Raw genomic sequence first — 13,810 nt, forward strand, 5'->3', positions numbered from 1 at the left:
TAAAGGCCCCTCAGTCCCATTCCAGGCCGCCGCGTCGCCACACGTACGCGTAGGCGACGAAGACGGTGAGCACGAAGAGCAGCATCTCCACGAGCCCGAAAAGCCCCAGGGCGTCGAAGGTGACGGCCCAGGGGTAGAGGAAGACGATCTCGATGTCGAAGACGATGAAGAGCATCGCCGTCAGGTAGTACTTGATCGGGAAGCGCCCGCCGCCGGCCGGCGTGGGGGTCGGCTCGATTCCGCACTCGTAGGCCTCGAGCTTGGCGCGGTTGTACCGCTTCGGCCCGATCAACGTGGCCATGACCACGGAGAAGATCGCAAAGCCTGCCCCGAGGGCTCCCAGTACGAGGATGGGCGCATACGCGTTCACCGCTCCTCGCTCCTCTCAGTCGGCACTGACTGCTGGCGATGGCATGGACTCACTTCCGTCCCACACGCCTCACGGACCCCGCTCGTCCCGGCGAAGATCGCGAACATGTGAAGCAGGTCACAAGCCCAACTGCCTCGCATCTTATGCCTGCCGCTCTGTGATCTGCGACACGGGGTATTCCACAAGCTTTGTGATCTCTGCCACCTGACGAACGATCATGAAGTCATATCAGCAGTGATCTTCGTACGGGAAGCGCCGGAGTGATCACAAGAAGTGACATTTCCGCTCGTCACCGCAGGCCGCGCGGTGCGTCTCCATATCAAGAGACTTCCTCTGCATGCAAATTGGCGCTGGACGCGGCGCCCTGCTAGAGGACGCGTTCACACCTCGGAGGGAGCCGGCGGGTCGGATGTGGACGCGTGCGCGCGTTCACGAGCGGAAGGGGCGGGTCCACCCGCGCGGGACGCGGGTGCACCGGTAACCGTTCCGTGACCTCCGCCACACCCGCGAGGCCGCCGGAGAACCGGGCTTGGCCAACGGTCCCAACCAGTGGTAGGCGCGGGGCAATTCGGACGTAACAGCGAAAGCCCATGATCACAGGCTTGAGCACCTGTGTCCGCATTGTCCGTTACGCCGTCAATAAAGGGCGATGGGGGCGCCGTTCGGAGGTTTCGTTGAGCAATTGTGGCGCAGCACACGTTTCTTGAAGGTATGAAGGAGCCCCTGGTACCGCTAGTACCCATGTCCCACACCGCTCACATACGCAGCCACCGGAAGCCCCGCCGCAGCGCGTCGACGATCGCGATGCGGGCCGGAGTCGCCAGTGGTGTCCTCGGCACGCTGGCCGTCGCCACGGCGGCCGGTTCGGCCAACGCCGCCGAGCCGGTGACGCAGACGCTCGAACTGCCCGTGCTCACCGGTGACGTGGCCGCCCAGGTCGCCCAGTCCGCCCAGGCCACGCAGCAGGCCGCGGCGGACTACCAGCTCGAGGCCGAGCGTGACGCGGCCGCCGCCGCGGCGGCCGAGGAGGCCAAGAAGGACCTCGCCGCCGCCAAGAAGGCCGAGGCCAAGAAGAAGGCCGAGGAGGCCCGCAAGGCGGCCGCCGAGGCCGCCGTCTCCCGCTCCTCGGAGCGGACCGTCCTCGCCGCGTCCGCGTCCGCGTCCACGAGCGTCTCCGCTCCGGCCGGCGGCAGCGTGGCGACGGTCATCGCCTTCCTCAAGGCGCAGGTGGGCGACGCCTACGTCATGGGCGCCACCGGACCCAACGCGTGGGACTGCTCCTCGCTCGTCCAGGCCGCGTTCCGTCAGGTCGGCGTCGACCTGCCGCGCGTCTCCCAGGACCAGTCGATGGCCGGCACCGACGTCTCCCTGTCCGACCTCCAGGTCGGCGACATCCTCTACTGGGGCGGCAAGGGTTCGGCCTACCACGTGGGCGTCTACATCGGCGACGGCCAGTACCTGGACGCGGCCAACCCCTCCAAGGGCGTCGTCATCCAGGACCTCTCCGGCTACCCGGCCTCGGGTGCCGTGCGCGTGCTCTGACACCCGCCCGCGCGCACCACACGCGTCGAAGGGCCGCAGCCGCTCGGGGGCTGCGGCCCTTCGGGCTCTCCCGCCGGGAGCGCGAGGACGCGCTGCGGCAGGCGGCGGCGCGGCGCGAGGGGGTCACGGCGCGCCGGGCCGCCCGCCGGGAGGCGCTCAGCTCCTGACGGCCGCCCGCCGCCGAGGGCCCCCTCACGGCCGGGCCCCGGCGCTCACGCCTTCGGCGCCACCTTGCTCAGGCCGTTGATGATGCGGTCCATCGCGTCGCCGCCCGTCGGGTCGGTGAGGTTCGCGAGCAGCTTCAGGGTGAACTTCATCAGCAGGGGGTGCGTCAGACCGCGCTGGGCCGCGATCTTCATGATCTTCGGGTTGCCGATGAGCTTCACGAAGGCACGGCCCAGCGTGTAGTAGCCGCCGTAGGTGTCCTTGAGGATCCGCGGGTACCGCTGCAGGGCCAGTTCGCGCTGGCCGGGGGTGGCGCGGGCGTGGGCCTGGACGATGACGTCGGCGGCGATCTGGCCGGACTCCATGGCGTAGGCGATGCCCTCGCCGTTGAAGGGGTTCACCAGGCCGCCGGCGTCGCCGACGAGCAGCAGGCCCTTGGTGTAGTGGGGCTGGCGGTTGAAGGCCATGGGCAGGGCGGCGCCCCGGATCGGGCCGGTCATGTTCTCCGGGGTGTAGCCCCAGTCCTCCGGCATGGAGGCGCACCAGGCCTTCAGCACCTCGCGCCAGTCCAGCTCCTTGAAGGAGTCGGAGGTGTTGAGGACGCCCAGACCGACGTTGGAGGTGCCGTCGCCCATGCCGAAGATCCAGCCGTAGCCGGGCAGGAGCCGGTCCTCGCCCGGGCCGCGCCGGTCCCACAGCTCCAGCCAGGACTCCAGGTAGTCGTCGTCGTGGCGCGGCGAGGTGAAGTAGGTGCGCACGGCGACGCCCATCGGACGGTCCTCGCGGCGGTGCAGCCCCATCGCCAGGGACAGCCGGGTGGAGTTGCCGTCGGCGGCGACCACGAGCGGCGCGTGGAAGGCGACCTCGCGCTTCTCCTCGCCGAGCTTGGCGCGCACGCCGGTGATGCGGCCGGTGCGGTCGTCGACGATCGGGGCGCCGACGTTGCAGCGCTCGTAGAGCCGGGCGCCCGCCTTCTGCGCCTGGCGGGCCAGCTGCTCGTCGAAGTCGTCGCGCTTGCGGACGAGGCCGTAGTCGGGGAAGGAGGCGAGATCCGGCCAGTCCAGCTGGAGTCGGACACCGCCGCCGATGATGCGCAGGCCCTTGTTGCGCAGCCAGCCGGCCTCCTCGGAGATGTCGATGCCCATGGCCACGAGCTGCTTGACGGCGCGCGGGGTGAGGCCGTCGCCGCAGACCTTCTCGCGCGGGAACTCGGTCTTCTCGAGCAGGAGCACGTCGAGTCCGGCCTTGGCGAGGTGGTACGCCGTCGTGGAGCCGGCCGGCCCCGCGCCGACGACGATCACATCGGCGGTGTTTTCGGAGAGGGGCTCAGTCACGACGGTCACGGCGGGATCTCCCCAAGTTCGACATCTGCGTGCCGACCGGCACTGGACACGGGCAGTCTATTCAGCAGAATTGATCACCCGGCTGAAGGGCTGCCCCGTGAACCGAGTTCTCCCCGTAGTACGGCTGCGCGTCCCCACGGACGAGGACGCGGTCGCGTGGCACCGGGTCTTCGACGACCCGGACGTCATGGAGTTCCAGGGCGGCAGGTCCGCCGGGCTGTCGGTCTACGAGGAGCTCACCGCCCGCCAGCGCCGCCATGACGCCGAGCGCGGCTTCTGCCTGTGGACCGTGCTCGACGAGTCGGACCGGGTCATCGGCTTCACCGGCGCCCAGCCCTGGGAGCGGGACTGGGGTCCCACGGGCGAGATCGAGATCGGCTGGCGGCTCGGGCGGGAGCACTGGGGCCGGGGGTACGTCACGGCGGCCGCGCGGATGACGCTGGACCGGGTGCGGGAGGCCGGGGTGCCGGCCGTCGTGGCCATGGTCGACGCGCGCAACGCCCGCTCCATCGCGGTCACGCGGCGGCTCGGCATGCGGCTGGCCGAGGTCTTCACGACCCCCGAGTCCCGGCGGGAGGGCCACTGCTACCGCCTCGACCTCCACGAGGGTGACGCTGCGTGACGGAATGTCACGGATAGACACCGAACGCTTCCGGACGGCACCCCGGGACGGTTACCCTTCCAGTACCGCTGGGGGTGACATCTGTGCTCATACAGCCCAAAACACCCGAAGTGCGCGTGCCGAGACTCGTCGGCCTCATGGCCATGGACGCGCGCGAAGCGGCCACGGCACGAGGAGTGCTGCTGGCCGCACCCGACCGGCCCGACTTCCACCGCACGGTCGTCGACTACGTCGTACGGCAGTACCCGCCCCCCGGGGCCGAGGTGCCGCGCGGCGCGGTCGTGACCGTCTGGTTCGACTTCGCCGAGGGCGAGGGCGGCGGGGGCGCGGGCGTCCGCGAGCCGCGCCTGCCGAGACCGGGAGGAGGCGGGCTGGAACGTGAGCTGGACCAGCCGGGAGACCCCTTCGAGGCGGTCGGCCGGTAGCGGCCGCCTGCCCCGCCGGGCGGCCCCGCCGGGAGGGGCGGGGCCCGGTACCCGTCTCAGCTCTCCTTGAAGCCGCGGTGCAGGGCCACCACTCCACCGGTCAGGTTCCGCCAGGCGACCTTCGACCAGCCGGCCTCGCGCAGCCGCTCGGCCAGGGCGGGCTGGTCGGGCCAGGCGCGGATGGACTCGGCGAGGTAGACGTACGCCTCGGGGTTCGAGGACACCGAGCGTGCGACCGGGGGCAGGGCGCGCATCAGGTACTCGGTGTAGACGGTCCGGAAGGGCGTCCAGGTCGGGTGCGAGAACTCGCAGATCACGACCCGGCCGCCGGGCCGCGTCACCCGGTGCATCTCCCGCAGGGCGGCGTCGAAGTCCTGCACGTTGCGCAGGCCGAAGGAGATCGTGACGGCGTCGAAGGTGTCGTCCTTGAACGGCAGCCGCGTCGCGTCGCCCGCGGTGAACGGCAGCCAGGGGTGCCTCTTCTTGCCGACCTGGAGCATGCCGAGGGAGAAGTCGCAGGGGACCACGTAGGCGCCGGTCCGCGCGAACGGCAGCGAGGAGGTGGCCGTGCCGGCCGCCAGGTCCAGGACCTTCTGCGCCGGACGGGCGTCGACCGCCCGGGCGACCTCCTTGCGCCACCTGCGGTCCTGGCCGAGCGAGAGGACGTCGTTCGTCAGGTCGTAACGTTCCGCCACGTCGTCGAACATCGAGGCGACTTCGTGCGGCTGCTTGTTCAGGGAAGCGCGGGTCACCCGCCCATTGTGGCAGCCCGCGCCTCACCGGCTCACGGCAGGAGCCGTGGCCGCTTCTTCCCCGCGACGTCCTCGACCCACCCGCACAGCAGCACGAACAGCACGATCAGCACCCAGCCGACGCCGAACATGAACCACAGGCTGTCCAGCGGCAGGTACTTCTCGAACGCGGGCACGTTCCAGAACACGTCGATCAGCGGAACCGCCAGCACCAGGGCGATCTCGTGCCAGAGGTAGATCGTCACGGCGCGCGCGTTGAAGACCGTGACGATCCGGTTCGTGCGCCGGTAGCGGGTGAGCCGGGCGAAGTCGATGCCGAAGTACGCCTTCGCCCACATCAGCAGCATCACGAAACCGGCCGACCAGAAGGCCTGGGCCAGCGGGTCCTCGTCCAGGTCGTAGGTGCCGAACTCGCCCTGGTGCGCGAAGGCGTACCAGCCGCCGTAGGCCATCGCGGCGAGCGAGAGGACGACCACCAGGGCGGGCTTCATCCGCTGGAGGACGCCGTCGCGGTGCGCGAAGCCGAGGATCCAGCAGAAGAGGTACGTCGACAGGTCCCACAGGGCGGTGCCGACGCGGTTGTCGGGGCCGGCCCAGACGAAGGTCAGGACCATGACCGGGACGAGGGACAGCACCAGGACCGCGACCGGGGCGAGGCGGAACACCCGGAGCAGGAGCGGGGAGAGCAGGACGAACCACAGGTAGGTCCGCAGGTACCAGAGGATCTCCCAGGCCTGCTCGCCCCAGGCGTTGCCCGGCGGGTCGCCCAGCGGCACGATCCAGTAGACGATCTGCCAGCCCGGCATCCAGTCGTGGATCATCATCGCGACGACCACGAAGACGCCCCAGAACCAGAACGGCGGCAGCAGCCGGCGCACACGGCTCTTGATCACCTTGAGCGCGGGGCGTTCCAGGGACTTCGCCATCAGGGTGCCGGCCAGGCCGAACATGACCCCCATGGACGGGAAGACCAGGCTCGCCCAGGCCCAGCCGAAGGTGTGGTAGGTGACGACGCGGACCAGCGCCAGGGCGCGCAGGGTGTCGAAGTAGCGGTCGCGGACGCCCGCCCCGGGCGCCCCCGAGGGCTTCTCCCCCGCCGGTGCCGCGGGGCCGGCCGGCTCCGCGGCACCGGCGGGACGGGACCGGCCCGGCCCGACGGGCTCGCCCGCCCGGACCGGCTCGTCCACCGCCACCACCGGCTCGTCCACCGCCACCGCGGGCAGCGGTTCCGTCCGGTCCACCGGCCGGGGCTGGACCGGCGGCTGCCCCTGCCCCGCGTACTGCTGGGGGTACGGCTGCTGGTCCGCGTACGGCTGGGGGTACGGCTGCTGGTCCGCGTACGGCTCGTACGCGTACGGCTGCTGGTACGCGTACGGCTGCTGTCCGTGAACGGCCCCGTGTCCGCCCTCGTACTCCTGCGGGTACGGCTGCTGATGGGGCCGGCCCGGCTGCGGCCAGCCCTCCTGCCCACCCCCCTGGCCGTATCCCCAGCCCTGGCCGTATCCCCAGCCCTGGCCGTACCCCTGGCCCTGGCCGTACCCCTGGCCCTGCTCTTCCCAGCTCATCAGCTCGCCCTGGCCGGAGTCCCGACCTCGCCCGTCCGCTTCAGCTTCTGCCAGCGGAGGCGGCCGCCGGTGAGGGCGGTGATGCAGGAGTGGATGAGGACGAGGTACATCATCTGGCGGTAGGCGAGCTGCTGGAGCGGCATCATCAGCAGGTAGCGGTACTTCTCGCGGTCCAGGCGGAAGGCGTAGCCGGCGCAGAAGAGCTGGACGCCCAGCACCGCCAGCCAGGCCAGCAGGGCCGCCTTGAAGTCGATGAAGATCATCGAGTAGACGGTGAACACGTCGATCAGCGGGGCGAAGACCGGCGTGATGATCTGGAAGAGCACGACCAGCGGCATCCCGACCCGGCCGAAGCGGCCCGAAGCGCCCTTGTCCGTGAGTGACTTGCGGTGCTTCCACAGCGCCTGCATGGTGCCGTAGGACCAGCGGTAGCGCTGGGACCACAGCTGCTTCAGGGAACCGGGCGCCTCCGTCCAGGCGACGGCGTGCTCCTGGTAGACGACGTTCCAGCCCGCGCGGTGCATGGCGATGGTGATGTCGGTGTCCTCGGCGAGGGTGTCCTCGCTCATGCCGCCGACCTCGAGCACGGCGTCCCGGCGGAACGCGCCGATCGCGCCGGGGATCGTCGGCATGCAGCGCAGCAGGTCGTACATGCGGCGGTCGAGGTTGAAGCCCATCACGTACTCGATGTGCTGCCAGGCGCCGATGACGGTGTTGCGGTTGCCGACCTTGGCGTTGCCGGCGACCGCGCCGACCTTCGGGTCGGCGAAGGGCTGCACCAGCTGGTGCACGGCCTCCGGCTCGAAGACGGTGTCGCCGTCCATCATCACGACGATGTCATGACTGGCGCTGCGGACGCCGTTGTTGAGGGCGGCGGGCTTGCCCGCGTTCTCCTGCCGGATGACCCGGACGTTCGTCATGCCGAGCTTCTCGGCCGCGGCGCGGGCGATCTCCGACGTGCCGTCCGTCGACCCGTCGTCGACGACGAGGATCTCGATCGGATGGGTGCTCCGCGCCAGCGACTCCAGGGTGTTGGCGATGCACTCCTTCTCGTTGTACGCCGGGACGATCACGCTCACCGGCCGGGTGACCCTCGGCCCCCAGCTGAAGCGGCGCTTGTTGCGGATGCGGTAGTGGCGGCGGGCCAGGATCAGCATCATCCCGAAGCGGCCCATGACCGCCACGCCGACGATCATCAGTCCGTACGAGAGCGCCGGGACCGTCCACTCGGCGACGGCGACGGCCGCGATCAGCGCCTTGCCCTCGTACAGGGTCAGCCCGGTGGCCTCCCGGTGGGCGGCCTGGAGCAGGTTGCCGGAGCCGGCGTCGCCCTGTCCGCCCTGCCCGTTCGGCGCGGCGCCGGGCTGTTCACCGGTCGCCCCGGCGACACCGGCGTCCGCGGCTCCCGCCTCCGGGGACGCCGTCCCAGCGGCGTCCGTGTCCGCGGCGTCCGTGTCCGCGGCGTCCGTGTCCGAGTCGTCCGCCGCCTGCTGCGCCTGACCGGACGCCGGGCCGCCGGCGGCGGCCGTGTTCTGCTCCTGCATCGCGCCGCTGATGGTGGTGAAGGTGTACCCGGCCGCCTTCATCTTCTCGATGTACGTCGGCAGCGCCTTGATCGTCTGCGAGCGCTCGCCGCCCGCGTCGTGGAAGAGGACCGACGCGCCCTCGCCGTCCTCCGGCGTGGCCCACTCGATGATCTTCGAGACGCCCGGCCGCTTCCAGTCGTCGCTGTCGGTGTCGATGAACACGCTGGTGTAGCCGTCCTCGCCGAGCCTCTTGTAGACGGGCCAGCTGTAGTTGTCGATGGCGTCCGTCTCCGAGGAGTACGGCGCGCGGAACAGCGTGGTGGTGATGCCGGCCGCGCCCGCGAGCGCGAGCTGGGTCTGCTGCATCTCTCGGTTGACCCGGGCGTCGCTCTGGTAGGAGAGGTCGACGTGGGTGAAGGTGTGGATGCCCACCTCGTTGCCCTCCTCGACCATCTCCTTCACGATGTCCGGGTAGCGCGAGACCATCGAGCCGACCAGGAAGAACGTGCCGGGCACGTCGTACTTCTCGAGGATCTCCAGCACCTGGGGCGTCCAGGTGGGGTTGGGGCCGTCGTCGAAGGTGAGCGCGATCGTCTTGTCGGGCACGGAGACGGTGGTGGCCTGCCCGCCCCGGAAGGTGAGGATCGGGCCGCCGTCGAGGACGTCCTCGGGCACCTTGCTGGAGCTGGCCCCGGTGCGCACGCGCTGGTCGCCGCCGACCTCGGCGCGCAGGTAGCCGTCGAGCAGCATCACGCTGGTCAGGGCGAGCAGGAGCAGCAGGGCGAGGATGACACGCGGTTTCTGCAGCGCCGCGGCCTTGCCCGCCGCCCGCTCGATGCGGGAGGGGGCGCGGCGCCGGCCGCGGGTGGGAGTCGTCGTCATAGGGGTGGCTGCGTTCCGGTCGTGGGCGTCAGTCGGCGGTCGCCGAGGCGGACGGGGTCGGGGAGGAGGTGCCCGAGGGCGGTGTGCCACCCGGCAGGCCGACCTGGTCGCCCAGGCCGCCGTCCGGGCGGAGGCCGCCGGGCCCCCCGCCCTGGGCGCCCTGACCGTTGCCGCCGAACGGCAGCAGCGACGACGGGGTCAGCGAGGTGCCCCAGCCCATGAAGGCGGCGCCGAGGACGGCCGCGTAGGCGAGGCAGCCGACGCCGAGGAGGAGGCCGATCCGGCGCAGCAACTTGGACCTGCGTCCGGAGTTGTCGACGAACACGGGCCCTTCGGCGGAGTCGTTGTCGTGTTTGCGACGGCGACCGCGACCGGCCGTACGGCTTTCGATGGCAGGCTCGGATTGCATTCCTCAGAGATTAGGCAGCCTTTATGTGCCAAAAACTCTGGAAAGCATGTGAGGCAACCATGAGAAACAGCCGAACCTGTGGCCTGCCTGAGAGATCCGGGAGCCCCCCGCACGTCTCCCGGTCCACACGAGGGGACCAATTGCCGCTTTTGTACGGCTAGTTGACCCTGTTTGCACGCTTATGTCCGCACCGTGTCCGTGTGTTCACAGCTCCCGCGCGAACCGCCCGCATGTGAGACATTTCCCTTCCGAGGACGGGATTTGTTTCCCTTCTGAGACAGAAATCACGAGAGCGGGTGCATGCGCAATGAGGAGTTTCCTGAAGCCGGCGGCCGGGGTCACTTGTCTGTTTGCCCTGGCCACGGCGGGATGCTCCGCGGGCTCCGGCGGCACGTCGGACGCGGCGCCCGCGGCGCCCGAACGGACCAGCAGCGCCTCCCCGTCCCCGAGCGCCTCGTCGGGCACGTCCCCCTCCTACGCCCCCTACGTGAGTGCCACGGAGGCCTCGGCCAACGACGCGGCCGGCTCGCCCACGACGTACAACCTCGCCTTCGTCATCTCGGACGGCAGCGGCTGCACGCCGAAGTGGAACGGCGCCTACGCGATCGGCGACACGACCGTGAAGTCCCGTCTGGCCGCGCTCACCGGGTCGGGCGCCTCGCTCCGCGTGTCCTTCGGCGGGGCCTCCGGGAAGGAGCTGGCGGCGACCTGCGACAGCGTCTCGGAACTGGCGGAGGCGTACGCCGCGGCGCTCGACGCGGCCGGCGCCACGCGGGCCGACTTCGACATCGAGGGCGACGAGCTGACCGACTCCGCCTCCGTCGCCCTGCGTTCGCAGGCGATCGCCGCGTTGCAGCGGGAGCGCCCGGACCTCCAGGTCTCCTTCACCCTCCCGGTGATGCCCTCCGGGCTGGACGCCGACGGCGTGGCGCTGCTGCAGTCGGCGAACAAGTACGACGTCCAGGTCTCCACCGTGAACCTGATGACGATGAACTACGGCGAGTCGTACACCGGCGACATGGGCGGCTACGCGATCGCCTCGGCCACCGCCGCGCACACCCAGCTGAAGGACGTCTTCGGGACGGAGGACGCGGCCGCCTGGAAGGGCATGGCGCTGACCTCGATGATCGGGGTCAACGACATCGACGGCGAGACGTTCACGCTCGCCGACGCGGCCGAGGTGCGGACGTTCGCCGAGGGGAAGGGCATCTCCTGGGTGTCGATGTGGTCGACGTTCCGCGACCAGCCGTGCGAGGACGACGACGCGGACCGGGACGACGCGCTCACCAACTGCAGCGGGGTGGAGCAGGACGCGGGCGCCTTCGCGGAGGCGTTCTCGGGGTGAGGGCCGGCGCCGCCGCTCCGGGGCCGGCGCCGTCGTGGGGGCCGGTCCCGCCACGGGGTCAGCGCCGCCGGTACACCAGGCGCCCCTCGACCACGGTCGCCACGCAGGTCCCGGCGCCGCGTGCGGCGAGCGCGGCCTCGTCCGGCACGTCGAAGACGGCGAACCGGGCGGCGGAGCCGGGCTCCCGGGGCTCCGCGAACATCACCGGCAGGCCGCAGGCGTACGGGTCCAGCGAGGGCGTCCCGCCGGGGCGCCCCAGTCGGCCGACCACGCCCAGTCCGGAGCGGCGCACGGCGTCCCGGACGGCGCGGTTGCGCAGTTCCCCGCAGGCCGCCGCGACCGTGCCGTGGGCCAGCATGCGCTGCACCCCGCGCCGGGCGCTCGCGCCCCAGCGGGCGTCGTCCATGGCCAGGGCCGCGAGCGCGTCCCTCGTCAGCGGCTCGGTGCCCAGCTCGTCGGCCTCGCGCGGATCCGGGTGGTACGCCTCCTCCAGCAGCTCGTTGCCGTGGAGGTTGACGAGGCCGGGGGAGAGGATGCCGGGCCACCGGCGCACCCGGGCCCGCGGGCGGTCGGCGAGCAGGTCCTCCAGGGAGCCCGCCTGAGCGATCCACGCGCCGTCGACGGCGAGCGCCCGCCCCTGGGAATCCGCGTGGATCGTGAGCATGCGCGGGCTAGTTGGACGCGAGGATCTTCAGCTCGGGGTGAGCCGTGCCGCCCTCGATGGCCGTCGAGGAGATGTGCGAGGCGACCCGCTCGTCGACGGGGTCGTTCGCCGGGTCGTCGTGGACGACGAGGTGTTCGTACGTCGTCGAGCGCTGCGCCGGGACCCGGCCCGCCTTCCGGATCAGGTCGATGATCTCCAGGCGGTTGGAGCGGTGCTTGGCGCCGGCCGAGGAGACGACGTTCTCCTCCAGCATGATCGAGCCGAGGTCGTCGGCGCCGTAGTGCAGGGAGAGCTGGCCGATCTCCTTGCCGGTGGTCAGCCAGGAACCCTGGATGTGCCGGACGTTGTCCAGGAACAGCCGCGCGATCGCGATCATCCGCAGGTACTCGAAGATCGTGGCCTGCGTGCGGCCCTTCAGGTGGTTGTTCTCGGGCTGGTAGGTGTACGGGATGAACGCCCGGAAGCCGCCGGTGCGGTCCTGCACGTCGCGGATCATCCGCAGGTGTTCGATGCGCTCGGCGTTGGTCTCGCCGGTGCCCATGAGCATGGTGGACGTCGACTCCACGCCCAGCCCGTGCGCCGTCTCCATGATCTCCAGCCAGCGCTCGCCGGACTCCTTGAGCGGGGCGATCGCCTTGCGGGGGCGCGCGGGCAGCAGCTCGGCGCCGGCGCCCGCGAAGGAGTCCAGGCCGGCCGCGTGGATCCGGGTGATGGCCTCCTCGACCGACACCTTGGAGATCCGGGCCATGTGCTCGACCTCGGACGCGCCCAGGCTGTGGATGACGAGCTGCGGGAACTCCTTCTTGATGGCGGAGAAGTGCTTCTCGTAGTACTCGACGCCGTAGTCCGGGTGGTGGCCGCCCTGGAACATGATCTGGGTGCCGCCCAGCTCGACGGTCTCCGCGCACCGGCGCAGGATGTCGTCCAGGTCGCGCGTCCAGCCCTTGTCCGTGTCCTTCGGGGCCGCGTAGAAGGCGCAGAACTTGCACGCCGTGACGCACACGTTCGTGTAGTTGATGTTCCGCTCGATGATGTACGTCGCGATGTGCTCGGTCCCGGCGTACATGCGCCGGCGCACGGCGTCGGCGGCGGCGCCCAGCGCGTGCAGCGGCGCGTCGCGGTAGAGGTCGAGCGCCTCCTGAGGGGTGATCCGTCCCCCGGCCGCGGCACGGTCGAGCACTGACTGGAGGTCGGCCTTCTCGGTCACCGGGGTCCCTTTCGTAAGGGGTTGGACGGACCGGACCAGCCTACGCCAGCCCTTTCGCCGGACGGACGTCAGGCGGCGTACGCGCCGATCAGCAGCCCCAGGTACGTCCCCGTGACCAGGAACGGCCCGAACGGGACGGCGGTCCGGCGCCCGGCCCGGCCGGTCACGAGGAGCGCTCCGCCGTACAGCGCGCCGAGCAGGAACCCGGCGAACGTGCCCAGCATGACCGTGGCCCAGCCGTACCAGCCGAGGACGGCGCCCGCGCCGAGGGCCAGTTTGACGTCGCCGAAGCCCATGCCGCCGGGGTTGAGCAGGTGCAGCACCAGATAGCCGGCGCTCAGCGCGAGGGAGCCGAGCAGGGCCGTCGTCCAGTCCCCGGCGTGCTCGGGCAGCAGCGCGGCGACGCCCAGCAGGGCGAGCGCGGCGGCGGCGAGCGGCAGGGTGAGCGGGTCGGGCAGCCGCCGCACCCGCAGGTCGACGGCGGCGAGCAGCACGCCGACGGGCGCGAGCAGCAGCCAGACGGCGAGTTCGGGGCGGGGGCCGGTGGCGGCGGCGAGCAACGCGCAGACCAGGGCGGTGACGGTGGCGAGGAGGGGGACGCGGGGGCCGTACCGCGTCACGGTGCCGGTGCAGTCCGGACAGCGGGCGGGGCCCAGCCAGCCGCGGAGCGGGTGCCCTCGGGGACAGGCCCGGTGCCAGCCGGGTGGGGGCCCTTCCTCCTCCGGGGGCAACGGCACCGAGAACCGGTGGACCGCCCGGGGCAGCGACGCCCCCGCCACCGCACCCCACACCACCGCGACGCCGATCGGCGCGGCGTCGATCAGTGCGGGGTCGACCAGTGCGGCGTCGATCGCTGCGATCCGGCTCATCGTGCGAGCCTACCGAGGCTCCGCACCGCCATGGCGCGGTGACGGGCACGTCACCGCCGCGCCGGGTTGCGGCAGTCACCGCCGCAGGAGGGGCGACCGGGCCGCCCGGGACCGGCCTTCGGCG

The 13,810-nt window shown here is 71.3% G+C and carries 13 protein-coding genes; 4 read left to right on the top strand and 9 right to left on the bottom strand.

What is annotated here, in order from left to right; genetic code table 11:
- Positions 1-10 precede the first annotated feature (10 nt).
- A complete protein-coding gene (locus ACH4F6_RS23675; RefSeq protein WP_030494815.1) occupies positions 11-370 on the bottom strand; it encodes an NADH-quinone oxidoreductase subunit A in 360 nt (119 codons plus the stop codon).
- Positions 371-1,081: 711 nt separating this feature from the next.
- On the opposite strand from ACH4F6_RS23675, the gene ACH4F6_RS23680 reads away from it, so the two are divergent.
- On the top strand, positions 1,082-1,912 hold the full coding sequence (locus tag ACH4F6_RS23680; RefSeq protein WP_397962285.1) for a C40 family peptidase: 831 nt from the start codon (positions 1,082-1,084) through the stop codon (positions 1,910-1,912).
- A 212-nt stretch (positions 1,913-2,124) separates the two neighbouring features.
- Here ACH4F6_RS23680 and ACH4F6_RS23685 read toward each other — a convergent pair whose 3' ends face one another.
- Positions 2,125-3,420, bottom strand: coding sequence for a geranylgeranyl reductase family protein (locus tag ACH4F6_RS23685; protein ID WP_397962286.1), 1,296 nt, complete (start codon positions 3,418-3,420; stop codon positions 2,125-2,127).
- A gap of 97 nt (positions 3,421-3,517) precedes the next feature.
- Between ACH4F6_RS23685 and ACH4F6_RS23690 the strand changes: the two genes are divergently transcribed.
- Positions 3,518-4,042, top strand: a complete 525-nt coding sequence (locus tag ACH4F6_RS23690; RefSeq protein ID WP_397962287.1) for a GNAT family N-acetyltransferase — start codon at positions 3,518-3,520, stop codon at positions 4,040-4,042.
- Positions 4,043-4,152: 110 nt separating this feature from the next.
- Positions 4,153-4,467, top strand: coding sequence for a PASTA domain-containing protein (locus ACH4F6_RS23695; RefSeq protein ID WP_397962288.1), 315 nt, complete (start codon positions 4,153-4,155; stop codon positions 4,465-4,467).
- 56 nt (positions 4,468-4,523) lie between these two features.
- Here ACH4F6_RS23695 and ACH4F6_RS23700 read toward each other — a convergent pair whose 3' ends face one another.
- From ACH4F6_RS23700 to ACH4F6_RS23715, 4 genes are read right to left on the bottom strand one after another with little or no spacing between them, the layout of a single operon-like run.
- Positions 4,524-5,219, bottom strand: a complete 696-nt coding sequence (locus tag ACH4F6_RS23700; RefSeq protein ID WP_397962289.1) for a demethylmenaquinone methyltransferase — start codon at positions 5,217-5,219, stop codon at positions 4,524-4,526.
- Between the two features lie 32 nt (positions 5,220-5,251).
- A complete protein-coding gene (locus ACH4F6_RS23705) occupies positions 5,252-6,784 on the bottom strand; it encodes an acyltransferase family protein (RefSeq protein WP_397962290.1) in 1,533 nt (510 codons plus the stop codon).
- Complete coding sequence (locus tag ACH4F6_RS23710) at positions 6,784-9,192, bottom strand: bifunctional polysaccharide deacetylase/glycosyltransferase family 2 protein (RefSeq protein WP_397962292.1); 2,409 nt, start codon at positions 9,190-9,192, stop codon at positions 6,784-6,786. The genes ACH4F6_RS23705 and ACH4F6_RS23710 overlap by 1 nt, the downstream gene beginning before the upstream one ends.
- 28 nt (positions 9,193-9,220) lie before the next feature.
- Positions 9,221-9,601 carry a hypothetical protein gene (locus ACH4F6_RS23715; RefSeq protein ID WP_397962293.1) on the bottom strand — a complete coding sequence of 127 codons (381 nt, stop codon included), beginning with the start codon at positions 9,599-9,601 and terminating at the stop codon, positions 9,221-9,223.
- Positions 9,602-9,908: 307 nt separating this feature from the next.
- On the opposite strand from ACH4F6_RS23715, the gene ACH4F6_RS23720 reads away from it, so the two are divergent.
- Positions 9,909-10,946, top strand: a complete 1,038-nt coding sequence (locus ACH4F6_RS23720) for a chitinase (RefSeq protein WP_397962294.1) — start codon at positions 9,909-9,911, stop codon at positions 10,944-10,946.
- A gap of 58 nt (positions 10,947-11,004) precedes the next feature.
- On the opposite strand, the gene ACH4F6_RS23725 is transcribed toward ACH4F6_RS23720, so the two are convergent.
- The 3 genes from ACH4F6_RS23725 to ACH4F6_RS23735 form a co-directional block, all read right to left on the bottom strand.
- Entirely contained in the window at positions 11,005-11,610 is a 606-nt protein-coding gene (locus ACH4F6_RS23725) for a hypothetical protein (protein ID WP_397962295.1), read from the bottom strand.
- Between the two features lie 7 nt (positions 11,611-11,617).
- Positions 11,618-12,817: a cyclic dehypoxanthinyl futalosine synthase gene (gene mqnC, locus ACH4F6_RS23730; protein ID WP_397962296.1), complete on the bottom strand. Its 1,200-nt coding sequence runs from the start codon at positions 12,815-12,817 to the stop codon at positions 11,618-11,620.
- Between the two features lie 68 nt (positions 12,818-12,885).
- Positions 12,886-13,686 (bottom strand): prepilin peptidase, encoded by an 801-nt coding sequence (locus tag ACH4F6_RS23735; RefSeq protein WP_397962297.1) that lies wholly within the window; start codon positions 13,684-13,686, stop codon positions 12,886-12,888.
- Positions 13,687-13,810 lie beyond the last annotated feature (124 nt).

The organism is Streptomyces sp. NPDC017936, assembly GCF_044328485.1.
In the GTDB taxonomy this organism is placed as follows: Bacteria; Actinomycetota; Actinomycetes; order Streptomycetales; family Streptomycetaceae; genus Streptomyces.